The sequence below is a fragment of the Sedimentitalea xiamensis genome (assembly GCF_030164465.1).
Lineage (GTDB): Bacteria > Pseudomonadota > Alphaproteobacteria > Rhodobacterales > Rhodobacteraceae > Sedimentitalea > Sedimentitalea xiamensis.
This window is the reverse complement of sequence record NZ_JASNJE010000021.1, coordinates 1-24733: the sequence shown is the minus strand read 5'-3', so window position 1 is coordinate 24733 and position 24733 is coordinate 1. Positions and strand designations below refer to the sequence as shown.

Here is a 24733-nt window from a genome sequence, read left to right as displayed (position 1 = left end):
GTTCTGCTCTTGTTTTGTTGCCTGTTAATTTTCGATACATAAAGATACGAAAACTCAACTGGGCTTCGTATCATTGCGCGGCATCTCGATCTCGGGTGCAAATCGCAGCCCTTCCCAGATCGCCCTGTAGATGGGGCGGCGCAGCCGTTGGGGCAACCGGGCGTCCCGCATCTGGCCGCGCACCATGTAGACGAAGGCCGCCACCCCCGCCAGCCCCTGTTCGCGCCGCCGGAACGAGGTTTCGTTGCGCGCCCCGTACCGGAACTTCCACAGCGTGTCGTCGGTGATCATGCCGTAATTCACCCCGTGGTTCTGCGCCACGTCATGGATCACCAGGCTGTCGGGCACGAAGATGCCGGGATAGGATTTCGCCAGCCGCTGGGTATATTCGGCGTCGTCATACCAGATGAAATAGTCCCGGATCGGAAAGCCGTGGGCGCGGATTGCCCATCGCGGCACCAGCACCGATACGAAGCTGCAGGACCGCACCAGGAAATAGCGCATGTCGTCGCTGTAGAACCGCGGCCAGTCCCAGACCGTCGCAGGCGTGTTCATCTCGCACCAGCTGCCATCGGTCCAGCGCACCGCGGAACAGGCAAAGGACGGCGCGTGGCCGGTTTCGGCCTGAAACCGCGCCAGCCCGCCGATCAGCAGTTCCAGCGCATCGGGTTCGGGATAGGCGTCGTCGTCGCTGATCCAGATCTGGTCGAACCCGTCGGCAAAGGCCGCCTTGACGCCGGCGTTGAACCCGCCCGCCCCGCCGACGTTCTTGGCCAGGCGCAGGTGGCGCACCGTGTCGCTCTTGCGGCTGTCCATCAGCGCCGCGGTGCCGTCGGTGCTGGCGTTATCCACCACATAGATCCGGTCGGCGGGGCGGGTCTGCGCGGCCAGCGCGTCCAGAACGCGGGCCAGCTTGTCGGCGCGGTTGTAGGTCACGATGACGGCGGCGACAGTCGGAGAAGTTGTCATGTCGCGTCGGCCTTCCGGAGAATATCGCTGTAAAGCGCGGTCAGGACCTCCTGCGCCGTCGGGTCCGCACGCAGGGCGCGGTAGCCCGCGGCCGTGCCCGTCTTGCAGTCCGCAAGGAACGCGGGTTCGGTCATCAGCCGCCGGATCAGCGCTACCGTGTCCTTCACGCAGGCCAGCGGCGGCGGGGCCACCAGCAGGCTCTCGGGCACCAGTTCGTCCTGCCCGCCCACGTCGGTGGAAATCGGCAGCGCCCCGTTCGCGATGGCCTCGTAGCAGACCAGCGCCAGGCCCTCGTTGCTGGAAGGCAGGACCAGGATGTCGGCCTGTCCCAGCAGGGCCGGCACATCGGCATCCGCTGGGTGCAGGGTGATGGTGCCGGATAGGTTCGCCTTGCGGATCATGTGCCGGACGACGTCGAGATAGGCGCCGGTGCCGACCATGTCGACCTGCAGCCCGATGCCCTGCGCCCGCGCCCAGATCTGCAGCCTGCGGGCGATCTCGACCACCAGCGGCGCGCGTTTCTGGTGCACCATGCGTCCGACAAAGGCGATGCGGCAGCTCTTCTGCCCGGCGCTCAGGCGGAATGCCGGCGTCGGTTCGGGCGCGGCCGGATCCACCGGGTCCAGCATCCGGCCCAGAAGGACCTTTTCGGAAACGCCGAACCGGTCGAGGTAAAAGGACACCAGGTCGCGGCTGATGACATGGTGATGGTCGATGTAATTGGTCCAGACCCCCGAGGTGCGGGGAAAGCCGCCGTTCTCGTATTCGACGATATGGGTGCTGTCGATCATGACGAGATCGGGAAAGGCCGCCTTCAGCCGCAGAAGGTTGTCATAGAGCCGGACATTGTGGTGGATGTGGATGGCGCGGATGTTCTCGCTCAGGACCAGCTGTTCGAGAAAGGCGAACCAGTTGCCCGGATGCAGATAGGCGTCGGCGCGGATGAATTCGACATCCGCGTCCTGCGGCAGTTTCGATGCGTGGCGATGGATGTCCGCCCGTTCGGCGACGACCAGCACCCGGAACCCGGCGGCGCGCGCCCATTTCACGCAGTCAAACGCCAGCTTTTCGGCCCCGCCCATCTCCAGCCAGTGAAACCCGATCAGGATGGCGGGGGGTTTGCCGGTGTCGCGGGTTTTCGTTTCCAGCCGGCCAAGGGGCCGCGATGTGGCGCGCGGGATCGGGCTGAAGGAATGCTTCTGCGCGCATTGCGCCTTCTGGCGCATTTCATAATGATACTTGCCCTGCTCAAACAGCACTGGCGCCCGCCACAGAAGCGACCCCAGCACCGCCCGGTGCCGGAAATCCGGCGCGGTCTTGCCGCTGTCCATGTCGCCGGGGCGCACCTGGCGGGGAATGCCGGCGACGATGGTGACGTCGCGCTCCGCATCCGGGGCGGTCCCGGTTCCGGCCCTGGCCGCCGCGTCATCATCCGCGCCGTCGTTTCCGAACTGCACCGTGCCCAGGTAGGATGCGTCGATCATCGACAGGTCCGGCGTGCCGGGCTGCACGACGATCGAATCCGGATCGCCCTGCGGCCGGTCGAGCGCCTTCAGGATGATGTGGATCCGGCGATCGGGATAGACAGGCGCATAGACCCTGTGGATCGCTTCGGCCTGTTGCAGGAAATATCGCTCCTGCGGGGACAGGGGCCTGTCCTGCGCGGCAGGCTTTGTCCGGGACGGTTTCAGGGCGGAGGGAACGGCGGTGGCCATGATCTATTCCTTCGACTGTCTACCCTTGCGAACAGGTCTTTCCTACCGGTTTTCGGCCCCTCCCGGCCTGGGTCCAGCGTTTAGGATGGACCCCCCGGACATGCAATCGCTTTGTGCCCGCCGCCCTCTTGCGCCGTGCCGGGTCCGGCCGCCAGGACATAAGGCGGGGCGTAAGGCCGACAAGTGCTGTTCAATCCGCGCACGGAGTATTAAGACAGGTTCATGCAGGCACAGACACGCCGGACAAGGATCAAAAGACGTCAATGAAACATGCAATTCTGCTGGCCCGCCAACGCTCTGGCACGGGGGCGGTCGGCTCGGTTCTGGATCAGCAACCCGGCCTGAAATATCTGGGCGAAGTGTTCCATCCGGACAATCTGGGACAGCCCACCAACTTCTTCACCTTCTTTCGCGACCGCGTCGCCTCCGATCCCGATGCGGCGCTGCCGGACAACCGGTACCAGGTGTATCTGGACTTCCTCGACAGCCTGTCGGGGCAGTTCCCCGACCAGACCCTGATCGTGGACATCAAGTACCGCAGCGCCCACCATCTGGACGGCGGATGGCGCGGTCTGGTGGCCCGCCCGCGCAGCATCGAGGAAGCCATCGCGAGCAAGCGGCCGATCCTCCACCTGACCCGGCGCAACGCCCTGCATTCCTTTGTCTCCGGCCGCCTGGCCGAAGCCAACAAGGTCTGGCATGCCCGCGAAGAAAGCCAGATCAAGGTCACATCGACGGTCCTGAACATCCGGCAACTGTCCAACTACATCGTGTCCAGCGCGCGGGAAACCGATCTGATCACCCGCTGGACCCGGAACTACCCGCACCTGGTCGCCTTCGACTATGACGAGGCCTTCGACAGCGAGGGCCAGCTGGACAAGGCCATTGCCGGCAAGCTGGCCGACCTTTTCGGCGTGGAGCCCTTCGCCAACCGGGCGCCGGCCTTCGTCAAACAGGCGCCGACCGACATGGAACAGGTGATCGAGAATTACGACCTGGTCCGGCGGGCGCTGATCGGGACCGAATTCAGGTGGATGCTGGACTAGGCTTTCCCTTGTCTTGACCCCGGATCAGCGCAAGGGCAGCGCGTTGTAGAAATCGTATTCCGCCTGCATCTTGGGTATCGCGCGCAGCCGGTCCCAGTCATACTCGATCTCCATCGGCGGCGATTGGTTCTTGACCGGCAGTTTGAGGGTCTTGCCAATCTTTTCAGACAGCACGTCCACGAGAGCCGGCAGTGATTCATAGCGGTAATAGGTAATCGGCGCGACGCTGCCATCCGCGGCACGGTAGAATTCGCTGGGGCGCCTGTAGTGGGAAAAGGCCGGCCCCTTCTTTTCCGACCATCCGGTCACGAATTCGTCAAACGTCCGGTCTTTGGTACTCATCTGCGGGCGGGTCTCGAGCAATTCATCCCGCGCGCGGAAACGATACCAGCTTATCATGGTATCGATGGGATCCCGCATGACGCCGAATATCTCACAGCCCTGGCGTTCGAAATAATCGCCGAAGATCTCCTTGAACTCGCAATAGTTCAGGTGCTTCCAGCGCGGGGTGCCGCCAACCTGGAATTGGGCATGATTGCGCAGGGCGGCCTCAAGCGCGGTGGTGCCGCTTTTGGGTTGCAGCAACATGACAAACTTATGATCAACCGAGGCCAGCATTGGGCACCCTTTTCTGTTGTTTCCGATATGACCGGTGCTGTCTCAGGTGTCCGCCCGCAGCACCCGCAAGACCGCGCTACCATCTGAAAAATCAGCAACCTTGTCGACCATCCGGTAGCCGAATGTGGTGAAATCCTTTTCATAGATCCGGTTGATCAGCGTGATATCGGCATCCGTATAGATCTCCTGCAACCGGGAACCGGCATCTGTGCGGCTCGGGCTCTGGAACCCCAGCGCCGCATCCTCCCTGCCCCAGATGCGCCTGCCGATGATCGCCACGTCCTCGGCCAGCGTCTCGAACGCCCCGACATGATCGTAGGGCACCAGGTCGCTCAAGGTCTGGACGGTTTGCGGAGAGACATGAACATCCATTCCGCGCGGATCTATTTCCGCGATGGCCCGCAGATAGGTGGAAAAGTCGACTTCGGCCTCCAGCGACGCCAGCCAGCCGTTCTGGACGGCGATCCGGTTCACGATCTGCGCCATGCGCGTGGTTTCGGCGGTATGGCCGTTCACATAGGCGGACAGCGCCTTGAGAAGATGGCTGGAAAAATCCAGATCGTCGTCAGGATCCGGAAACCAGCCGTTTGCATTGGCGATGTCCTGTACCGTGCCCCGAAGCGTGGGATGTTCCGCCAGATAGCGCTGCAGGACATCCCTGGAGAACAGGTCTTCCCCGTCGGGCACGGTCAGCCAGCCCTGTCTGACCGCGGTATCGTTTACCGCGCGCCATATGACGCTGCCCTTGTCCCTGTAGCGATCCAGATATCCCGACAGCGCCCTTGCATAGGGATTGCGCACAAAGGTGAAGCGAAAGAACCGGTCGGAAAACAGGGCCCGGTGCAGAATGGGCGATTCATACCCCAGCAGGGCGGGGCGCAGGACAGGGCCGTAATTGCTGTCATGGACCATGTCCTCCCGGATCGGATCCGACCAGGGCATCTTTTCCATGTTGTAGATCAGGTGCTTGAGGCTGCTGTTGGCGACCTTGGGCACACGGGCGAACATGAACCTGTTGCGCAGGGAAATCAGCAGCGCCTCGTTGACCTGCCGGAGCGGCATCCGGTCCTGCAGGGCCTGTTTCATGTCTTGCCGCGCCGTCTTGTCCATCATGCCGGCCCGCAGCCCGCCGTCCGGGACCGGCACAGGGGGCCGCGCGCCCCGGCCAGGATCATGCGGCCCAACCGGGCCGTTCCCCGGCCGGCAGCAAGGCATCCAGATTGGCCAGCATCGGCGCGAAGACCTCGGTCAGGCGGCGCAGGAGATCTTCGGGGCAATCGACATGTTCGCCCACGTTGACGGCCTTGTTCAGCATCTCCTGCTGTTCTTGCGGCACCGGGTCGGCGCCCAGGAAGGCCAGGATGCCGTTCAGCATGGCGACCGGCCGGGCCTGGAGGTCGTCATAATAGGCGACATGCACGCGGTCCCTGCCAAAGGCGGCCTGCCAGTCCGACAGGATCCGGACATAGTTGCTGTGCTCGTAGCAGCGTTCGGACAGGGCGAATTTTTCCATCGCGGCGGCGCGTCGCTGCGGGGGCAGGTCCTTCTTGGGGCCGCGCGTCACCATATGGCGGGCATATGACCATGACCGGCTGACCGGATCGCGCAGCAGGATGACCACGCGGGCGTCCGGCACCAGCCGCGCCGCGCGGGCCACCTCCTCCGTGGTGAGCCGGCTATAGTTCGGCGAGACGTCACCGCTGAGCCTGTCACCCGCGGGCTCGAACAGGCGCGTGTACTTGTCCAGCGACCAGTCCGAGGTGAACAGGCGCCACCAGTCCGCGCGGGCCGCGCCGTTCTTGTTGTCGGGAAACCGCTTGAGCACGTTGGGCAGACGGGCCGCGTATTTCTCGCGGCTTGTCGGGTATTCCGCAAGATAATCGACCTCCTTCTGCGGCGGCATCCAGAATTGCGGATGCCGCCGCAACTGTGCCTGCAGCCAGGTGGTTCCGGATTTCTGGGCGCCGGGACAGATGAAGCTTGGTCCTTGCATGTCCATTTCTCAAAGAGCAGCCGCGGCAGAGGCCGTCAGGCAAATTTCTCCATCGTCCCGCGCCAACGATCCGGCATCGTGTCGGGCCAGTTGCGCGAGACGAAATCATATGTCGGGCGCAGCCTGTCGAACAATTCCCGCTCCGGCACGTCGAAGTCGATCTTCTCGCTGGCATTCTCGTGACGCGAGAAGTCGGGCGCCCGGTATTCGAGCCCCAGAAAGCCATAGAGCCCGCGGAAGAACCCCGGCATGTCGCCGATGAGATCCTCGAAGAACCCGTAGAACACGTCTTTCGGATCGAATACACCGGACAGTCTTTCGATCGTCTCCGCGTATTGCGACCTGTTGATGACCGCGTCGCGCAGAAAGAAGTCCGGAGTGATCTCTTCCTTGCTGAACCGCCCCCGCGTCACTTCGTGCCTTGCGTGAGACAGCGCCCGCCCGAAGGGGTCGCGCATGATGAACAGCAGTTTCGTGTTTGGATACATGTCCCGCATCTCTTCGAACCCGATTTTGGGGACCAAGGCATAGGCGGGCGTGATCTCTCCGAAGCACCGGACCCCCGACAGGTCGAATTCCCTTGCAAACCGTTCCGTATAGGACAGTTTTCCCTCTCCCAGATCCACCCGGAGCCTGAGCGTTTCAAGACGGTGCATCAGGTTCCGGTAGGCCTGCGGATTTCCGGCCTCATCGGGGCGGGGACGGGCAGAGATCTCCTTCAGCCGCCGCGCAAAGCGTTTGCTCAGATAGAAGTCATGCTTGGGAAAATATTTCCCGTCGAAGTAATGCAGTTCCTTGATGGCCGAAAAAGCGAAATCGGGATGCCGCTTCAGTTCCCGCGCCACCGTGGTCGTGCCCGCCTTCTGGGCGCCGATTCCGATGACGCACATGGGCGACTCGGTCATGGATCGGTCTCCTTTCGGTCTCCGGGGGGGCCTTTCGGCTGCGCCTCTGGAAATCGGGCATATCCGCTGAGTCCGGTTTGTTCAAATCGAAACCGCCGCTGGTCGCGCGGGCAGGACGATTCAGGGACAGGGGAAGGATGGAAAAGGCCGCCCCGCACAAAAAAACAGGCCCCGAAAGGCCTGCTCTGCGTTCGGAACCCGACGGCCGTCTAGTTGGTCGTGGTCGTGGTTGCCGTGGTATCGTCGTCGTCGTCGGAGATGATCACGCCGAGGAAGATCGTTGCGGCGACAAGGCCGCCCGCGACTTCCGGTGTCAGGCCGGTGCCCTCAAGGGTCGGAGGCAGATCCTGAGCCTGGGCAAGGATCGGGGCGGACAGGGCCATCGTGCCGAGCGCCAGCGCTGCGAGTGTCTTTTTCATGGTATCGAACCTCTGTTGGCTATGATGTTCACAGGAAACCTCGATCCGGTAAATATCGCATTCCGAACGGCTTTTCAATGACGGCGGCGGGGCTCGGGCGGATTGTAGCTGTTTTTTCGGCCGGATCCGGGAAATCCGGCGCAAACCGCCTAATTCGTGATCTGGCGCAGGCGCAAATACCCGATATGCGGCCCGGCCCACTGCCGCGACTGCCAGATCAGACCCTGACCCGCATCGACCCAGTAGTCGTTCACCACCGTGCCGCCCGCCCCTTCGCAGGTCTCACGCAGATGCCGGGTGGCATGGCGGGCGCCGATGATCTCGATGGTTTCGGAACCCAGGTCGCTGACCTCGCAGGCCAGCGGCAGCACCGCCTGCCGGTTGTCGGCGTTCCGCACATGCAGCACCCGCGCGCCGGAGGCCGGGCCCAGCCCGCCGGGGGCGAGCCGAAGCTCGGTGGACAGCAGGTCGCCCCCCAGCGCGCGGGTGGCGATCAGCACCCCGCCGCGCAGGGCCAGGGTTTCGTTGGTCTCGGTGCGCCAGATCGTGATCGCGCCGGGCGCGGCGTCGCGGGTCTGCCCGCTGACATACAGAAACGCGCTCAGGTCCTCGCGCTCCCGCGTGACTTCGAGAAACGCGCCCTCCAGCGTGTCCAGCACGGCGCGGGTCAGCGGCGGGCGTTCGGGTTTGGGCGCGGTGCGCGCGCTGATCGCTTCCCGCGCCGCGTCGATCACCTGCAATTGCAGGGCCGGGGCATCGACGCCACCGCTGCAGGCGGTCAGCAGCGCCAGCAGCGCGATCCCGGAAGCCAGGCGCGATTTGCCGATCATTCCCAGACCCTCGCCCATTGATCGGTCAGCGCATTGCGATGCGCCTCGCGCACCTGGCCGTACAGCCGGCCCGGCACATGGACCATCTGGCCGCCGTCACGCTGGATCGGACGGATCGTGGTGCCGAAGGCCTGGCGGCTCGGCTTGCCGAGGAACCAGCCGACCGGGATCCGGAACCGGATACCCTTGTCGAACGACCCTTCGCCGAAATCCTCTGACGACACGTCGGTCTTGGTCGCGAAGGCCCCGACCGACCAGCCGTTCTCGAAGAACCGGTCAAGGCTGATCGTGGCCCCGACATCGCCGGCCAGGTATCGCCCGACGGCCAGCTGTCCGAGAAAGCCGCCGCCGAATTCGTAATAGGCCGTGGCGTGGCCGGTGAAGACGTCGTAATCCTGAAACCCGAACAGCTGGTCGAAATCGCGCTTTTTCACGTAATTCGCCTCGACCCCCAGCGCCAGCGGGCTGGAAACCGGTTTCCACAACAGCTCGCCCGACAGCCCGCCATACATGGTTTCCAGATAGCCGGCGGTGGCGCGGGCATAAAGATCCCGGCCCGGCCGCCACTGTTTCGCGACGAACAGGTTGTTCAGCGTGGTGTCATATTGCGCGTATTCCACTTGGTCGGTGCGCACATGCGGCAACACCGAATTCGATTCGCGCCCGTCCTTGACGTTGCCGGCGATGCGCTGGCGGATATTGCCCGAAATGGTCCAGCCCGGCGCCGGCTGCCAGGTGCCGCGCAGCGCCGCCCCGACATCGATCCGGAACGGCCGGTCCGGGTCGAAATAGGACGGGCTGAAATAGGGCGTCAGCGCCCAGCTGAAATTCGGATAGAGATCGCCCGCGGGCACCGCCGCGGCGGCCTGCGGCGGCGCATCCGAAAACGCCGTCACCGCCAGCAGCGCATCCGTTGCGTCGCCGTCGAATTCCAGCGCTTCCAGATCGGACCGGCGGATCGTGGTCGCGGACAGCGCCATGCCGCCCGACAGCGGCACCAGCCGGAAGGTTTCGACCGAGGCCGGCATCGCCCGCGCCATCGCCCGCGCCGCCCGGCCCACCGCATTGGCGTAGGACATGTATTGCAGGTTGCGGAAGCGCAGTTCGGCCGCGTCCGCGCCGACCGTCAGGCTTTCCAGCACCAGGCCGTCGGCGCGCAGGATCGGGTCGAGCACGTCACGCAGTTGCAGCGGCGCGCTCCGGCCCTGGGTCCAGGCGGTGCTCCAGGCTTCGGGGTTGGCGCTGCGGGACGGGCGCTTTGCCACCGGCGCGGGCGCGGGCACCCGCATCAGCGTCGGCGGCTGTTTCGGGTTCAGCTGGACCTGAAGGTTCACCCCCAGTTCGCTGCCATACATGTAGTAGGCGCCGATCCGGGTGCGTTCGCTCGCCTGGTATTCGACCCCGAAGTTGAACGGCGATCTCTTCTCGAAGACCGATGTGATCTGCGTCTCGGTGACATAGTCGTCCGAGGAATATTCCAGTTTCAGCCCCAGCCTGTCGTTGGGCCGCCATTCGATCCCGGCAAAGGGCGCGAAAGGTCCCCGGAACCATTGGTCATAAGAGACCTCGCCGCCGGTATCGCCGGGATTGAACGACGGGCGGTCACCGCCCCCGCCGCTGCCGCCATGGGACCCCAGCCGCCCCCAGCCAAGCCCGCCGGTCAGCTTCAGCGTGCCGCCCTGCCCGGCCCGCGCGCCCCATCCGGGCGTGGCGAAGGTCTTGGTGGCGACGATATATTCCCCGGCATAGACCCCGGTGCCGACGAAATCCTGCAGGCCCAGCGTCACCTCGGGAAAATAGCGCCGTTCCCGAAAGAGCCGGAAACGCACGTCGAAGCTGCGGTCGTAATAGGTCGAGAACCCCCCCAGGTTCCAATCCTGGATCGCGTTGTAGCGAAAGGTCGCCGACATCCACGGCACCGCCTGGAACGTCAGGTTATAGCGGGTCTGGCCGCCGAAATAGGCTATCCCGGTGCTGAACTGCCCGTCCGGCAGCATCTCGGCCGAGGGCATGTCCATGAGACCGGCGTTGCCATAGAAGTTCAGGCTGGGCGGGGGCAGCGGCGTCAGGGTCGGTTCGACCGGCACCGCCGGCGCGGTTTCTCCGCCGGTCTGCGCCAGGCCCGCGCCCACCAGCAGCCCGCCGCCCAGAATCGCCCCGGCCAACCCGGCGCGGAGCGCGCCGAACCGGACGGACTGCTTCCGAATCTGAAGAAACACGCGGGGGTGCAAGATGGATTGCCTTTGCCTGCTCTGCCGGACGACTCTGCGCCCTCTTAGACCACGAAGCTCCGCCGGGCCGCAATCACGCCCCCGTGGTTTGGGCGGAAACGCGGCTTTGCGGTGACAATGCCCCGCCGGATCTCCGCCAAGCCCGTGTCAGGAGCTTTTCCGCCCCGCCTCGCCGGCATGATAGCCTTCGACCCAGCGGGTGATGACGGCGCGCGCGGCATCGTCGTCGCCATCGACCAGCGCCTGCCGCAGCCCCCGGATCACGGCGGCAACCTCGATCTCGCTCAGCGCGCCTTCCCGCGCGCAGAAGATCTTGGGATAGCGCGTGCCGATCAGTTCGGAATTCAGGGTCAGCTCCTCTTCGATCTTCTCGCCGGGCCGCAGCCCGATGATCTCGATCTCGATGTCGCCGTCGGGGGTGTCGGCGTCGCGCACCGTGTAACCCGCGCTTTCGATCACCTGGCGCGCCAGCTTCATGATCTCCACCGGCGCGCCCATGTCGAGGACGAAGACCTCGCCGCCTTTCGCCTCGGACCCGGCCTTCAGAACCAGCTGCACCGCCTCGCGGATGGTCATGAAGAACCGCTTCACCCGCGCATCCGTCACCGTCACCGGCCCTCCGCGGCTGATCTGCTCCTGGAACAGCGGCACCACCGACCCGGAAGACCCCAGCACGTTGCCAAAACGCACCATGGTGAACACCGTGCCCGCATGGCGCGTCGCCAGGTCCTGCACCACCAGTTCGGCCAGCCGCTTGGAGGCGCCCATCACGTTGGTCGGGCGCACCGCCTTGTCCGACGAGATCAGGATGAACCGCTCCACCCCGGTCTCGGCGGCCTCCCGCGCCAGGGTCTGGGTGCCGAAGACGTTGTTGGCCAGCCCCGCCAGCGGGTTCGCCTCGACCAGCGGAACATGCTTGTAGGCGGCGGCATGCAGCACCACCTGCACCCCCTGCGCGGCGAGCACCTTGCGGACCTGGCGCGCGTCGGTGACGGACCCCAGCACCGGCACCAGGTCGATGCCGGTGCCCTCGGTCAGTTGCAGCAGTTCCTGGTGCACCGTGTACAGCGCCAGTTCGCTCAGCTCATAGAGCACCACGCGGGACGGCTGGCAGGCCAGCACCTGGCGGCAGAGTTCCGAGCCGATCGAGCCGCCCGCGCCCGACACCAGCACACAGCGCCCCGCATAGCTGTCGCAGGCCCCGCCCAGCCCCTCGGCGCGAGACTTGCGCCCCAGGAAATTCTGCGGCGCCACCGGGGTCAGCTTGTCGATCAGCGCCTCTTCGCCGATCAGCTGCGCGAAAGACGGCAGCGCCTGCACCTCCAGCCCCATCTTCTGCAGCCGCCGCGCGATCTGCGCCTGTTTCGGCTGGGACAGCGACGGCATCGCCAGCAGCACCCGGTTGATCTGGCGCTGCGTCACCAGTTCGCGGATACGCGCCGGGGGAAACACCGGCAGACCGACCAGCGTCATGCCCTGCAGGGATGTGTTGTCATCGACAAAGGCCACCGGATCGATACCTTCATGCGCGCGCAGGGCCGACGCCAACTGCGTGCCGGTGGTGCCCGCGCCATAGATCAGCACCCGGCAGCGCGGCTGCGCCCGCCGGTAGATCGCGTTCACCACCTGGTAGAGCAGCACGCGGGTGATCACCACCGCCATGAAATAGCTGATTCCGAAGATCACATGCGTGCCCGGCGGCTGAGACAGGCCGGCAAGGACCGACAGCAGCGCCGCGGCGCCCGCCAGCCCGACCGCCAGAATGGCCGTCAACCGCACCGCATGGCCTTCATAGGCCTTGAGCTGGATATAGGGCAGGCCCAGCCAGAGCGACAGCGCCGCCGCGGCCGCCAGCAGATAGGGCAGGATCGGCAGCGTCTGCAGCAGGGTTTCGACCGCCGCGGTCGGCAGCGCCTGCACCGTGTAGGTGAACAGCAGGGCCAGCGGAATCAGCGCGAGGTCGATCGCAAGGAAGACATAGGCCTTCTGTTTGCGCGTCAGGGCACTGATGAAATTCAACATGGTGTCGCTGTCCCCACGACGTTCGTTATCTCTCGCAGCGCATGACCTGCGCCTGCCGCCATCCCGGATTCCGCGGCCGATCCGGGAAATGCGGTTTACCCTGCCGCCCAAAAACGGACTCCGGCATATTACGACACTTATGCTGCAATGCAAAACGACTTTGGCGAAAGCCCGTCAACCGCCGCGCCTTGGAGCGCCCGCTGCGCACGTCTTGGGGCTCCGCCCCAAACCCCGGAGTATTTTTACAAAGATGAAGATATCTTGCGGAGCCAACGTATTTCACCTTTACCAAATACTCCGGGGGAGTCGCCCGGAGGGCGGCGGGGGCAGAGCCCCCGGAACCGGCCGGCTAAGGCGCGCGCCTCGTGAACAGGTTGCCGATCGTCTGGAACACCAGGTCGAAATCGTAGCACATCGACTGGTTGCGCTGATAGATCAGGTCCAGCCGCGCCTTGGCCGGCACGCAGATGCGGCCATAGACGGCATCGGTCTCCTCGGACGTGGCGCAGCGGGCCAGAAGCGCATCCTCGTGCTTGTGGTAGGTGATGCTGGCCAGCCCGGTCACGCCGGGGCGCGATTTCAGCACCTCGGCATAGATCTCCGGATAGGCTTCCACATACTGGCGCAGCGGCGGGCGCGGGCCGACAAAGCTCAGATCGCCCTTCAGGATGTTCCAGAGCTGCGGAAATTCGTCCAGCCGCCGCCGCCGCAGCCAGGCCCCGGCGGGGGTGATCCGCGCCGCCTTGTCCCCGCCCGACACGCCGCTGTCCTCGTCCACCACCGTCATGGTGCGCAGCTTCCACAGCCGGAACGGCTGATCCACCCCCTTCATCCGCTCGGCCACGTAGAACAGCGGCCGGCCTTCCTTCCAGAGCAGCCAGAGCAGAAGCCCCGCCAGCACCGGCGCCAGGATCACCAGCAGCAGGCTGACGAAGAACAGATCGAACACACGCTTGCGCCAGGTCATTCTTGCCCCGTTCGCCCCCCGGTTTTTCCCGTATCAGAGCCTGTTCCGCGCCATTCCGCCACCATCCCCGCCGCCGTGCCGTCGACCAGCGCAAAGGATGTGAACCGTTCCAGCGCCGCGGTGGACAGGCGGACCTCGGGGATCGCGCTATCCGGCGCGGGGCGCGGCGTCCAGCCCAGATCGGCGGCATCCAGCAGATCGCCCATCGCCACCACGCCGGGTGCTGCGACATTCAGCACCCCCGGCAGCCGCGGCGCGGCGAGCAGATCGCCCAGCACCCGCGCCAGCGTGACCGGACCGATATAGCTGCGCCGCGGGGTCCGCCCGTCGGCGAACCGGTCGAGCGCGAACCCCGGCCGCCAGCCCCCCAGGACGGCATCGGATCCCGCCACGTTGCCGATGCGCAGCGATGTGACCGGCACACCCAGGTTTTCTCCCAGCGCTGCACCCTGTTCCTCCATCCGGAGCTTGGCGCGGCCATATTCCGACACCGGCCGCAGGGGCGCATCCTCCTCCAGAACGCCACCCTGCGCACCGTAGACCGCCGCCGAGGAGGCCAGCAGCACCCGCGCGCCCGCCGCCGCGCCCGCGCGCACCGCGGCGCAGGCCAGCGGCGCCGAGGCGCTCACATCGCCACGCCCCGGCACGCCGCCGGCCAGGCACAGCACCACCGCGCAGCCGGACGCCGCCCGCGCCAGTCCTTCCGGGTCGGCCAGCGGATCGAGCACCCGCCAGTCGTCCGCACCCGCCGGCGCCTTTCCCCGGCATTGCCAGACCGGTCCGGCAGGCCAGCATTTGCGCAGGATCCCGCCGATGCGACCTGTTGCACCCAGAACCAAGATCCGTGGAAAGTGCATCCGCCCCCTCGCCCTGTTGACCGGTTTGGCTGTAACAGTATCGTGCCGACCGAAGACCGGCCAAGGGTGTTCAGCGCACAATCGGAAAAGTCAGGACCGCATAGGCATGTTTTTCAAGACCTTCGTGATGATGGGGCTGATTCTGGCCGCCGCCGGTTGCGGCCGTCTGCCCGGCGGCGCGCCCGCCAGCGAAGAAGTCCTGAAGGAAGTGACCGAAGGCACCTCCGATTTCGCGCTCTATTCCGTCTCCCGCGCCTTCCTGCCGACCGTGGCGCAATGGCCCGCCACCGGCAAACAGGAACGGCTGAGCTGGATTTCCGCCTCCACCGGCGCGCGCAACTCGATCATCCAGCCCGGCGACAGCCTGAACATCCGGATCTGGGACAGCTCCGACAACTCGTTGCTGACCACGGCCGAACAGAAGGACATCGAACTGGCCGACATGAAGGTGGCGTCCAACGGCGACATCTTCCTGCCCTATGTCGGCAATGTCAGCGTCATCGGCCTGACTCCGGACCTCGCCCGCGAAGAGGTGCAGACCGCGTTCGAGATGATCGTGCCCTCGGCCCAGGTCCAGCTGGCGATGACCGAGGGGCGCAACAATTCCGTCGACCTGGTCAGCGGCGTGCTGCAGCCCGGCACCTACCCGATGCCCGACCGCAACTATTCGGTGCTGGGGCTCATCTCGGCAGGGGGCGGCATCAGCGCCAACCTGAACAATCCGCAGATCCGGCTGATGCGCGACGGGCGGATCTATGGCACCTCGGTGGACAAGCTGCTGAACAATCCGCAGCTGGATACGCTGCTCAGGGGCGGCGACCGGGTGTTCCTGGAGGAGGACGAACGCTATTTCCTGTCCTTCGGCGCGGCCGGGCGCGAAGACCTGCACATCTTCACCAAGGACGAGATGTCGGCGATGGACGCGGTATCGATCATGGGCGGCATCCAGGATGCCAAGGCCGACCCCAAGGGTCTGCTGATCCTGCGCGAATACCCGGCCTCGGCCACCCGCGCCGGCGTGCGCGGCCCGCAACAGACCCGCGTCGTGTTCAGCGTCGACCTGACCACCGCGGACGGGCTGTTTTCCGCCCGCAGGTTCCAGATCAACCCGGACGACCTGATCATGGCCACCGAATCCCCGATCAACGACGCGCTGACCGTATCCAACATCATCGGCAACTTCTTCGGCGTGTTCAGCCGGGCCGGCGCCATCTAGGCCGATCGCCAGATGGTCCCCGCCGGGCCGGGCGTCAGCCCAGCAACCCGGCCAGATAGGCTCCGTATCCGTTCTTGGCGAACATCTCGGCGCGCGCGGCCAGCTCTTCGCGGCTGATCCAGCCCTGTTGCCAGGCGATCTCCTCGGGGCAGCCGGTCTGCAACCCCTGGCGTTCCTCCAGTGTGCGCACGAAATTCCCGGCATCCAGCAAGCTGCCATGGGTGCCGGTATCCAGCCACGCATAGCCCCGTCCCATGGTTTCGACCCGAAGCAGCCCATCGGCCAGATACATGCCCAGCAGAGAGGTGATCTCCAGCTCGCCCCGCGCCGAGGGCACCACCGCCCGCGCCCGCTCGGGTGCGCTGCCGTCGAGGAAATAGAGCCCCGTCACCGCGTAGTTGCTGGGCGGAACCGGGGGTTTCTCGATGATCTCGCGCACCGCGCCGCCGTCGTCGAAGGCGACCACGCCATAGCGTTCCGGATCGGCCACGTGATAGCCGAACACCGTGCCGCCCGCCACTTGCTCATCCGCCCGCGCCATCAGCTTGGGCAGGCCGTGGCCGAAGAAGATGTTGTCGCCCAGCACCATCGCCGAAGGGCTGCCCGCGAGGAAATCCTCGGCCAGGATATAGGCCTGCGCCAGCCCGTCGGGGCTCGACTGGACCACGTAGGACAGCGAGACGCCCCATTGGCCGCCATCCCCCAAGGTGCGCCGGAACTGCTCGGAATCCTGCGGCGTGGTGATGATCAGGATGTCGCGGATGCCCGCCAGCATCAGCACCGACAGCGGGTAATAGATCATCGGCTTGTCATAGATCGGCAGGAGCTGCTTTGAGACCCCCATGGTGATCGGATAGAGCCGGGTGCCGCTGCCCCCCGCCAGAATGATGCCCTTGCGTGTCGTCATGATTTCAACCCTCTTCCAGGTCCTTCAAAATCCGCGCCAGCCCGACGCGCCAGTCGGGCCGCCTTATCCCGAAAACCGTTTCCAGGCCGGAACAGTCCAGGCGGGAATTTCCGGGCCGCGCCGCCGGGGTCGGATACTCCCGGCTCGGAATATCGGCAATGGCGCAGGCCAGCCCCGCCTGCGCCATGATCTCGCGCGCGAAATCGGCCCAGCTGACGTCCGGCGCACCGGAGAAATGATATGTGCCGCGCTTGTCCGGCTCCGCCACGAGAGTTTCCGCCATCCGCAGGCAGGCCGCCGCGATGTCGCGCGCCGGGGTCGGCCCGCCGATCTGGTCGGCCACCACGGTCAGCCTGTCCCGTTCCGCCCCCAGCCGCAGCATGGCCCTGACGAAATTGGACCCGTGCGCCGACACCACCCAGGAGGTGCGCAGGATGGCATGGACCCCGCCCGCCGCCGCCACCGCCTGCTCGCCGGCCAGCTTGCTGCGCCCATAGGCCCCGAGCGGGCCGGTGGGATCGCCGGGTTTCCACGGCGCGCTGCCGGTGCCGTCGAACACGTAATCGGTCGAGATCTGAACAAGCGGAATGCCCCGTTCCGCGCAGGCCGCCGCCATCGCGCCGGGCGCATCGGCATTGATCGCATGCGCCAGCGCCTCCTCGGTTTCGGCCCGGTCCACCGCCGTATAGGCCGCCGCGTTGATCACCGCCCGGGGCGCATGGGCGCGGATCTGCGCCGCGCAGCCCGCCGGATCGGTGAGATCCGCCGCAGCGCGGCTCAGGCAGGCCACGCCCCCGAGCCGGGCCAGTTCCCGGGCCACCTGCCCGGTGGCGCCAAAGACCAGGATCACGTGCGCCGCTCCTGCCGGTCCGGACGGCGGACCAGCGCCAGGGCCGGTTTCTCGATCAGGTGCCAGGACAGCATCGCCAGCGCCAGCGTCGCCGGGAAGGCCAGCGCCATGTTCGCCAGTGGCAGGGTCACGCCCCAGAACGCCATAAGTTGCTGCATCGGAAAGGCATAGATGTAGGTGCCATAGGAATAATCTCCCAGCCGGTTATAGGCCAGCAGGCGTGGCGCCCGGGCCAGCCCGATCAGGAATACCCAATAGGTCAGCGCCAGCGCGAAGACCATGTGAAACAGCGGCGTCGGATGGGACAACGCGGCCAGCGCGGCGAGACCGAGCGCCAGGGACAGCCGCAGCGGCACCCGGTCGCGCCAGACATAGAAGGCGGTGCCGATGGCGAAGGGGAAGGCCAGGTCCAGGAACGCCAGCAGTTTTCCCGGCAGGGGCAGGGACGGCGCCAGATATCGCAGGATCACGAAACCGGCCAGCAGCAGCGCCAGGGGCCGTTTCGCCCGCAACAGCCCGAGGACCCCGGCCAGGAAGACGCCCGCATAGCACATCGCCTCGTGGATCAGGGTCCAGAGCGAGCCGTTGATCGGCGGGCCGTAGGGGTTGGTCTCGAACACGCCGGGCAGATCGTATTGCAGGCGAAACAGCGACAGGTTGCGCAGCATGTAGTCCGGCACCGCCGCCCGGAACGTCGCCGCGGGTGCCGTGGTCAGGAACAGGCCGGCCACCAACACGGTCAGTGCAAGCACCACCGCCAGCGCCGGATAGAGCCGCAGCACCCGCGCCCGCAGGAACCGCCCCAGGCTGGGGCTGCGGTCGAAGCTTTTGGCGATGAAGAAGCCCGAGATGGCGAAGAACACGTAGACGCAGACCGTACCCAGGGCGATGCCTTGCAACCAGATCTGCAGCGGCTGAACGGCATCGGGTCCCAGCGCGATCGGATAGGCATGCGACACCAGCACCCCGCTGGCTGCAACCATCCGGATCAGGTTGAAATGATTGTCCCGCCCCGCGGCGCGGTCACCGATGAACACGCCCTGACGTCCCATCCGCCTCAGCCCGTCCCCAGCCGCTGACCCACCCCGTCGCGTCTTTGCAGGGGGCGCCACCAGTCCTCGTTGTCGAGATACCATTGAACCGTCCGTTCCAGCCCTTCCTGCAGGGTCACGCTCGGCCGCCAGCCCAGTTCCGTCGCGATGCGGGCCGGGTCGATGGCATAGCGCGCGTCGTGGCCGGGCCGGTCCGTGACAAAGGCGATCTGGCCGGCATAGGGCGCGGCACCCGGACGCTTCTCGTCGAGGATGGCGCAGATTATCCGCACCAGGTCGATGTTCCTGGCCTCGTTCTCGCCGCCGATATTGTAGGACCGCCCCACCCGGCCCTGCTCCAGCACCAGCAACAGCGCATCGGCATGGTCCTCGACATAAAGCCAGTCGCGCACGTTCTCGCCGGCGCCGTAGACCGGGATCGGCTTCCCGGCCAGCGCGTTCAGGATCACCACCGGAATCAGTTTCTCGGGGAAATGGTAGGGGCCGTAATTGTTGGAACAATTGGTCAGCACCACCGGCAGCCCGTAGGTTTCGTGCCAGGCCCGCACCAGGTGATCGCTGGCCGCCTTGCTGGCCGAATAGGGGCTGCGCGGGTCGTAAGGCGTGTCCTCGGTGAACTGCCCGGTCGCGCCCAGGGACCCGAACACCTCGTCGGTGGAAATATGATGAAACCGGAACGCGTCCGGCCTGCCCCGGCCCAGCCAGTAGGCGCGTGCGGCCTCGAGCAGCGTATAGGTGCCGGTGATGTTAGTGTCGATGAAGGTGCCGGGGCCGTCGATCGACCGGTCCACATGGCTTTCCGCGGCCAGGTGCATCACCGCATCCGGGCGATGGCTGTCAAACACCCGGTCGAGCGCGGCGCGGTCGCGGATATCGGCCTGCACGAAGGCATAGTCCGGGCTGCCGGCCACCTCGGCCACGTTGGCGAGACAGGCCGCATAGGTCAGCGCGTCCAGGTTGACGACCTGATGCCCCCGTTTCACGGCCAGCCGCACCACCGCGGACCCGATGAACCCCGCGCCGCCTGTCACGAGAATTTTCACTGCGCTATCCTTCCCAAGAAAACGGGCCGGTCCATTCGAACGGGCTGTCGAACCCGGCCAGCGGCACCGCGGCGGCATCCTTGCCGCTCAGCACCGGATCGCCCGTCAGTCCCCAGTCGATGCCACAGCTCGACCAAAGCACCGCACCATCGGCCTCGGGCGCGTAATAGTCGGTGCATTTGTAGATGATCTCCGTCATCGGGGCACGCGTGGCAAAGCCATGCAGGAACCCCCTGGGCACCAGCAGCTGCCTGCCGTTCTCCGCGGTCAGATCGACCCCGACCCATTGCCCGTAGCTGGGCGATCCCCTGCGAATATCCACCGCCACGTCGAACAGGGCGCCCTGTCCGCACCGCACCAGCTTGTCCTGGGCATGAGGCGGCGCCTGGAAATGCAGCCCGCGGACGGTGTTCACGGCTTCGGACACCGAATGGTTGTCCTGGACGAAATCCAGATCGATTCCATGCTCTGCCAGAACCCGCCGGTTCCAGCTTTCCGAAAAGAACCCGCGCGCATCGCCGAACCGCGCCGGTGTCAGGATCAGCACCCCCGGCAAAACCGTATGTTCAATCCGCATGATCGCCCTGCCCTTTCAAACCCGTGCCGTCCGTTTAGCAATGACACGCTCCGGCGTCACTCGCTCTCTGCACCGGCGCTGCCGTCCGGCCCGGACCACAGCCTGTCCGGGGGCTCTGCCCCCGCCATGCGTCCGCATGGCTCCCCCGGAGTATTTCCGGCAAGAGGAAAAAGGGGGACGCCCGAGGCATCCCCCAAGGAGACCTATCCGTCTTCCCCTTGCACGGTCATCGGCGCTCCCGCCTGTACCGCGGGGCCAGACTGGCAGGACAAGGTTAACAAACGCCTACCTCCTCTTGCCGGAAATACTCCGGGGATGAGCGGGCATCCGGGAAACAGGCCCTAATCGCGGGAATAGACATCCTCGTAGCGGATGATGTCGTCCTCGCCCAGATAGGACCCGGTCTGCACCTCGATCAGCACCATCGGCACCTTGCCGGGATTCTCCATCCGGTGCACCGCGCCGAGCGGGATGTAGACCGATTGGTTCTCGCTCACCAGTTTCACCTCGTCATCCACCGTGACCCTGGCGGTGCCTTCCACCACGATCCAGTGTTCCGAGCGGTGATGATGGCTTTGCAGGGACAGGGACGCGCCGGGATGCACCACGATGCGCTTGACCTGGAAGCGCTGGCCGATCACCAGGCTCTCGAACCAGCCCCAGGGGCGGTGATCCTTGGGAAAGCTTTCCGCCTGCTTGGCGGCCTTCGCCTTCAGCGCGGCGACCGCCTGTTTCACGTCCTGCGCGCGGGCGGCATCGGCGACCAGCACCGCGTCGGGCATCGCCACCGCGATGATGTTCCTGAGGCCGATGCCGACCACTTCCAGCGCCTCGTCCTCGCTGCGCAGCAAGGTGTCGTCGCAGTCGATGGCGGTGGCATGGCCCGTCGCCACCACCCCGCGCGCGTCCGGCCCGCTTTCGCGCCAGACCGCGTCCCAGCCGCCCAAGTCCGACCAGCCGGCGGCAAAGGGCACGACGGAGAGGTTCCCGGCCCGCTCCATCACCGCATAGTCGATCGAGATGTCGCCGGCTTGCGCCCAGGGTCCGGGCGCCAGCCGCAGGAAGCCGAGATCGGGCCTGCCCTCGTCGACCGCCGCCGTGACCGGTGCCACCAGCTCCGGCGCGTGATCCCGGAAGGCGGCGAGGATCGCCTGCACCGAGAACAGGAAGATGCCGGCGTTCCACAGGTAAGTGCCCGCCGCCAGCATCTCTTCGGCGCGGCCCGCATCGGGTTTCTCGACAAACCGCTTCAGATCCAGCGGGCGGGCGGCGAAATCGCCCGGATCCCCGGCCAGTTCGAGATAGCCGTATCCGGTCTCCGCATGGGTCGGCTTGATCCCGAAGGTGACGAGCTGCCCGTCCCGCGCCGCCGGCACCCCGGCCCGCACCGCTTCCCGGAACGCCGCCCCGTCCGGCACCACATGATCGGAGGGCGCCACCAGCATCAGCGCCGCGGGGTCGGTCTTTTCCAGCCACAGGGCCGCCGCCAGCACCGCGGGCGCGGTATTGCGCCCCTCGGGTTCGATCAGGATCGCCGCCGGATCCACCCCCACCTCGGCCAACTGCTCGGTGACGATGAAGCGGAAATCGGCATTGGTCAGCACCATCGGCGCCGCAAACTCCGGCCCCGACAGGCGGCGGGCAGAGGCCTGAAACAAGGTGCTGTCCCCGATCAGCGCCGCGAACTGCTTGGGATAACTCTTGCGGCTGAGCGGCCACAACCGGGTGCCGGAACCGCCACAGAGCAGAACGGGGGTAATCATGCGGATCAGCCTCCTGCGGCCTTTGGAAAGGGTCCCCTGCATATCCCCCGAACGGGACGCGCAATGCAAGCGGGGAAACCCGGTGACCCTGCCCCGGCGGCTTCGTCTCCGATCCGCTGGAGCAGATCGCGCACCAATGCCCGGTTCGCGGGACAGGAACGCAGACCCTCGTTTCACTCGGCCCATGTCCACTTTTTCAGGGATGGCGAGGCGGACCTGCCAAGAGAAGCGCGCGGGCCCTACCCGAGTGAGGCCGGCAAAACGTCATCTGATTTCGTCAAGGTTCTGACACTGCCCCGGAAGCGGAGAGGTCAGCGTGCCCGCAAAGCTTCCGGGTTCTGGGCCAGGAACCAGTCGTAGGTCTCGGCGATCCCCTGTTCCAGCGGGATCGTCGCCTGCCAGCCCAGCCGGGCCAGGCGGCTGACATCCATTAGCTTGCGCGGCGCGCCGTCGGGCTTGTCCGCATCGAACACCAGCCGCCCGGCGAACCCGGTCACGCGGGCCACGGTTTCGGCCAGCGCGCGGATGGTCACGTCACTCCCCGTGCCGACGTTGATATGGCTCAGCATCGGCCGGGTTTCACGGGCATAGGTTTCGCCGTCCAGGTCCATCACGAAGAGGCTCGCCGCCGCCATGTCGTCCACATGCAGGAACTCGCGCTTCGGCGTGCCCGAGCCCCAGATCGTCACCTCTTCCGCCCCGTCCCGCACGGCGGCATGAAAGCGCCGGATCAGGGCGGGCAGAACATGCGAATTCTCCGGATGGAAATTGTCGCCCGGCCCATAGAGGTTCGTCGGCATCACGCTGCGGTAATCGGTGCCGTATTGCCGGTTGTAGCTCTCGCAGAGCTTGATCCCGGCGATCTTGGCGATGGCATAGGGTTCGTTCGTCGGCTCCAGCACCCCGGTCAGCAGGGCGTCCTCGGCCATCGGCTGTTCGGCCAGCCTGGGGTAGATGCAGGAACTGCCCAGCTGCAGAAGCCTGCGCACCCCCGCCGCATGGGCCTGATGGATCACGTTGCATTCGATCATCAGGTTTTCATAGATGAACTGGGCCGGATAGGTATTGTTGGCGACGATGCCGCCGACCCGCGCCGCCGCCAGGATCACCTGGTCGGGACGTTCGGCCTGCATGAAATCCGCGACCGCCGCCTGATCGGTCAGGTCGAGTTCGGCGCTGGTCCGGGTAATCAGGGTCAGGTCCTCCCCCGCCGCGGCCCGCGCCTTAAGCCGGCGGGCAATCGCCCCCCCGACCATCCCCCGATGCCCGGCGATATAGATTTTCATGGCCCGTCTCCCGGCTGCATGCCCACCCCCGCCCATAAAGCAGTTTGCCCGCAAGCTGAAGCCTCGCGCGACCGGTCAAGACACTCCCGCCCCGAAACGGGACAGAAGCAAACCGGGTTTTGCCATGGGTTTACGGCACAGGATTTTCCAGTACTTTCAGCGACCAGTCGCATCGCGCCAAAAACGACATAGTGTGATTGCGGCGGTCGCTCTCCGGGGGCGATCGAGGTCCGGTATGTTGGCCTCATGGATAAATGCCGTGAGGAGAACGACCTATGGAACACTATGCCGGTTTGGATGTGTCGCTGATGTGCCAAAGGATGGCTTGCTAGTGTTTCCCACCTGACAGTTGATTCCCATCAACGCTCTTGTGTGCCAGTGTTGGGCGATGAGACGTGATCACCTTTGCCTGTATCTGAGGCCCGGATGATAATAGGGTTCGTGATCAGGGACTAGCCAGGGGATTTTTCATGCAAACATATGACGATCTAATTTTTGATGTGGGCGCTCATATTGGGAACGATACAGATTTCTATCTGCGCAAAGGTTATCGAGTTGTTGCCGTCGAGGCCGTACCTGGCCTCGTGCAACAATGCAAAACACGATTTGCCAATGAAATCGCCTCCGGCCAGCTGATTTTGGAGGAGGTAGCAATCTCCGATGCAGCAGAGAAAGGCGAAATCAGCTTCTTTATCAACCCAGAATACTCGGAATGGGGAACAACGGATAAGGAGAGGGTGAAGCGAAACACGCGGTTTGGCAGCGATCAGGTCGAGAAGATTCGGGTCCCAGCGATTGAGGCTACGGAGCTATTCCGCAGACACGGCGTTCCTCACTATATGAAGGTTGATATCGAGGGCGCGGATCGGTCCTGTCTTCATGCGGTCGTGGCACTCGATACACCTCCGCGCTTTTTCTCCATCGAATCTGACAAGCTTGAATATGACGCCGTTTGCGAAGATCTGCGCCTGTTGCAAAAGGCGGGGTATAGGCGTTTTGCAGTCGTCCAACAAGCCGGCTACGGGTTTAGCACCATAAATACTAGGACCAGGCATGGTGAGGACCTTTCATACCAGTTCCAACCCAGTGTATCGGGGCCATTTGGAGATGATCTACCATCGGAGAAATGGGTGACGCTAGAGGAAGCGGAACGTGAGTACCGTAGGGTTTTTCGGGAATATCGTTGGTTCGGTGACAATCAGCCGCGATTGATCCGCCAGATTGGCATTGTGCTTGGAAGATTGCGAAACGCAGCCCTACCGGGATGGTATGACACTCATGCGCGGCTTGACTGAACCTTCCGACCGCCAGGATAGACTGCATCTACGAGATCTAGCAGGGCGCCTCTAAAGCATTTCGGGGAAACCCTGAGTCGCTGGGGATTCCCTTGAGGGGTCGATTGTGATTCATCCTTTTCAGGAGGATGTTTCATGTCAGCACCACTGCCAGGCGCGCTTCGGACGCGGT

Annotated in this window: 22 protein-coding genes; 3 read left to right on the top strand and 19 right to left on the bottom strand. The window is 65.2% G+C overall.

The genetic code is table 11. The features are described 5' to 3' along the window. Positions 1–54: 54 nt before the first annotated feature. Together QO034_RS15670 and QO034_RS15665 are read right to left on the bottom strand one after the other, a co-directional pair. Positions 55–969 (bottom strand): glycosyltransferase family 2 protein, encoded by a 915-nt coding sequence (locus tag QO034_RS15670; RefSeq protein ID WP_284486474.1) that lies wholly within the window; start codon positions 967–969, stop codon positions 55–57. Further along, a complete protein-coding gene (locus QO034_RS15665; protein ID WP_284486473.1) occupies positions 966–2684 on the bottom strand; it encodes a glycosyltransferase in 1719 nt (572 codons plus the stop codon). Before QO034_RS15665 ends, QO034_RS15670 begins: the two co-directional genes overlap by 4 nt. A gap of 263 nt (positions 2685–2947) precedes the next feature. On the opposite strand from QO034_RS15665, the gene QO034_RS15660 reads away from it, so the two are divergent. After that, positions 2948–3730, top strand: a complete 783-nt coding sequence (locus tag QO034_RS15660) for a hypothetical protein (protein WP_284486472.1) — start codon at positions 2948–2950, stop codon at positions 3728–3730. Positions 3731–3754: 24 nt separating this feature from the next. On the opposite strand, the gene QO034_RS15655 is transcribed toward QO034_RS15660, so the two are convergent. From QO034_RS15655 to QO034_RS15610, 10 genes are all read right to left on the bottom strand, one after another. Then, positions 3755–4318: a hypothetical protein gene (locus QO034_RS15655; protein ID WP_284486471.1), complete on the bottom strand. Its 564-nt coding sequence runs from the start codon at positions 4316–4318 to the stop codon at positions 3755–3757. A gap of 72 nt (positions 4319–4390) precedes the next feature. Further along, positions 4391–5461 (bottom strand): sulfotransferase family 2 domain-containing protein, encoded by a 1071-nt coding sequence (locus tag QO034_RS15650; protein WP_284486470.1) that lies wholly within the window; start codon positions 5459–5461, stop codon positions 4391–4393. A gap of 58 nt (positions 5462–5519) precedes the next feature. Continuing rightward, the gene (locus QO034_RS15645) at positions 5520–6341 is read right to left on the bottom strand and encodes a sulfotransferase family protein (RefSeq protein ID WP_284486469.1); all 822 of its coding nucleotides are present in this window, start codon (positions 6339–6341) and stop codon (positions 5520–5522) included. A gap of 35 nt (positions 6342–6376) precedes the next feature. Continuing rightward, positions 6377–7246, bottom strand: coding sequence for a sulfotransferase (locus QO034_RS15640; RefSeq protein WP_284486468.1), 870 nt, complete (start codon positions 7244–7246; stop codon positions 6377–6379). Between the two features lie 209 nt (positions 7247–7455). Next, a complete protein-coding gene (locus tag QO034_RS15635) occupies positions 7456–7665 on the bottom strand; it encodes a hypothetical protein (protein WP_284486467.1) in 210 nt (69 codons plus the stop codon). A 149-nt stretch (positions 7666–7814) separates the two neighbouring features. Further along, a complete protein-coding gene (locus QO034_RS15630) occupies positions 7815–8495 on the bottom strand; it encodes a YjbF family lipoprotein (protein ID WP_284486466.1) in 681 nt (226 codons plus the stop codon). Further along, the gene (locus QO034_RS15625; RefSeq protein ID WP_407696776.1) at positions 8492–10627 is read right to left on the bottom strand and encodes a YjbH domain-containing protein; all 2136 of its coding nucleotides are present in this window, start codon (positions 10625–10627) and stop codon (positions 8492–8494) included. Before QO034_RS15625 ends, QO034_RS15630 begins: the two co-directional genes overlap by 4 nt. A 246-nt stretch (positions 10628–10873) precedes the next feature. After that, positions 10874–12748 carry a polysaccharide biosynthesis protein gene (locus QO034_RS15620; RefSeq protein ID WP_284486464.1) on the bottom strand — a complete coding sequence of 625 codons (1875 nt, stop codon included), beginning with the start codon at positions 12746–12748 and terminating at the stop codon, positions 10874–10876. A 349-nt stretch (positions 12749–13097) separates the two neighbouring features. Next, positions 13098–13715, bottom strand: coding sequence for a sugar transferase (locus tag QO034_RS15615; RefSeq protein ID WP_284486463.1), 618 nt, complete (start codon positions 13713–13715; stop codon positions 13098–13100). Then, positions 13712–14572, bottom strand: coding sequence for an NAD-dependent epimerase/dehydratase family protein (locus QO034_RS15610; protein WP_284486462.1), 861 nt, complete (start codon positions 14570–14572; stop codon positions 13712–13714). The genes QO034_RS15615 and QO034_RS15610 overlap by 4 nt, the downstream gene beginning before the upstream one ends. Positions 14573–14678: 106 nt before the next feature. On the opposite strand from QO034_RS15610, the gene QO034_RS15605 reads away from it, so the two are divergent. Beyond that, on the top strand, positions 14679–15788 hold the full coding sequence (locus QO034_RS15605) for a polysaccharide biosynthesis/export family protein (RefSeq protein WP_284486461.1): 1110 nt from the start codon (positions 14679–14681) through the stop codon (positions 15786–15788). A gap of 34 nt (positions 15789–15822) precedes the next feature. On the opposite strand, the gene rfbA is transcribed toward QO034_RS15605, so the two are convergent. From rfbA to fcl, 7 genes are all read right to left on the bottom strand, one after another. Next, positions 15823–16695, bottom strand: coding sequence for a glucose-1-phosphate thymidylyltransferase RfbA (gene rfbA / locus QO034_RS15600; RefSeq protein ID WP_284486460.1), 873 nt, complete (start codon positions 16693–16695; stop codon positions 15823–15825). A 4-nt stretch (positions 16696–16699) separates the two neighbouring features. Then, positions 16700–17545 carry a dTDP-4-dehydrorhamnose reductase gene (rfbD, locus tag QO034_RS15595; protein WP_284486459.1) on the bottom strand — a complete coding sequence of 282 codons (846 nt, stop codon included), beginning with the start codon at positions 17543–17545 and terminating at the stop codon, positions 16700–16702. Next, on the bottom strand, positions 17542–18597 hold the full coding sequence (locus QO034_RS15590) for an acyltransferase family protein (RefSeq protein ID WP_284486458.1): 1056 nt from the start codon (positions 18595–18597) through the stop codon (positions 17542–17544). The genes rfbD and QO034_RS15590 overlap by 4 nt, the downstream gene beginning before the upstream one ends. Before the next feature lie 5 nt (positions 18598–18602). Then, positions 18603–19640 carry a dTDP-glucose 4,6-dehydratase gene (rfbB, locus tag QO034_RS15585; protein WP_284486457.1) on the bottom strand — a complete coding sequence of 346 codons (1038 nt, stop codon included), beginning with the start codon at positions 19638–19640 and terminating at the stop codon, positions 18603–18605. 4 nt (positions 19641–19644) lie between these two features. Next, the gene (gene rfbC / locus QO034_RS15580; RefSeq protein WP_284486456.1) at positions 19645–20217 is read right to left on the bottom strand and encodes a dTDP-4-dehydrorhamnose 3,5-epimerase; all 573 of its coding nucleotides are present in this window, start codon (positions 20215–20217) and stop codon (positions 19645–19647) included. 341 nt (positions 20218–20558) lie between these two features. Continuing rightward, the gene (locus QO034_RS15575) at positions 20559–21980 is read right to left on the bottom strand and encodes a mannose-1-phosphate guanylyltransferase/mannose-6-phosphate isomerase (protein ID WP_284486455.1); all 1422 of its coding nucleotides are present in this window, start codon (positions 21978–21980) and stop codon (positions 20559–20561) included. A 311-nt stretch (positions 21981–22291) separates the two neighbouring features. Next, positions 22292–23266 carry a GDP-L-fucose synthase gene (fcl, locus tag QO034_RS15570; protein WP_284486454.1) on the bottom strand — a complete coding sequence of 325 codons (975 nt, stop codon included), beginning with the start codon at positions 23264–23266 and terminating at the stop codon, positions 22292–22294. Between the two features lie 470 nt (positions 23267–23736). On the opposite strand from fcl, the gene QO034_RS15565 reads away from it, so the two are divergent. After that, positions 23737–24561: an FkbM family methyltransferase gene (locus QO034_RS15565; protein WP_284486453.1), complete on the top strand. Its 825-nt coding sequence runs from the start codon at positions 23737–23739 to the stop codon at positions 24559–24561. Positions 24562–24733: the final 172 nt, after the last annotated feature.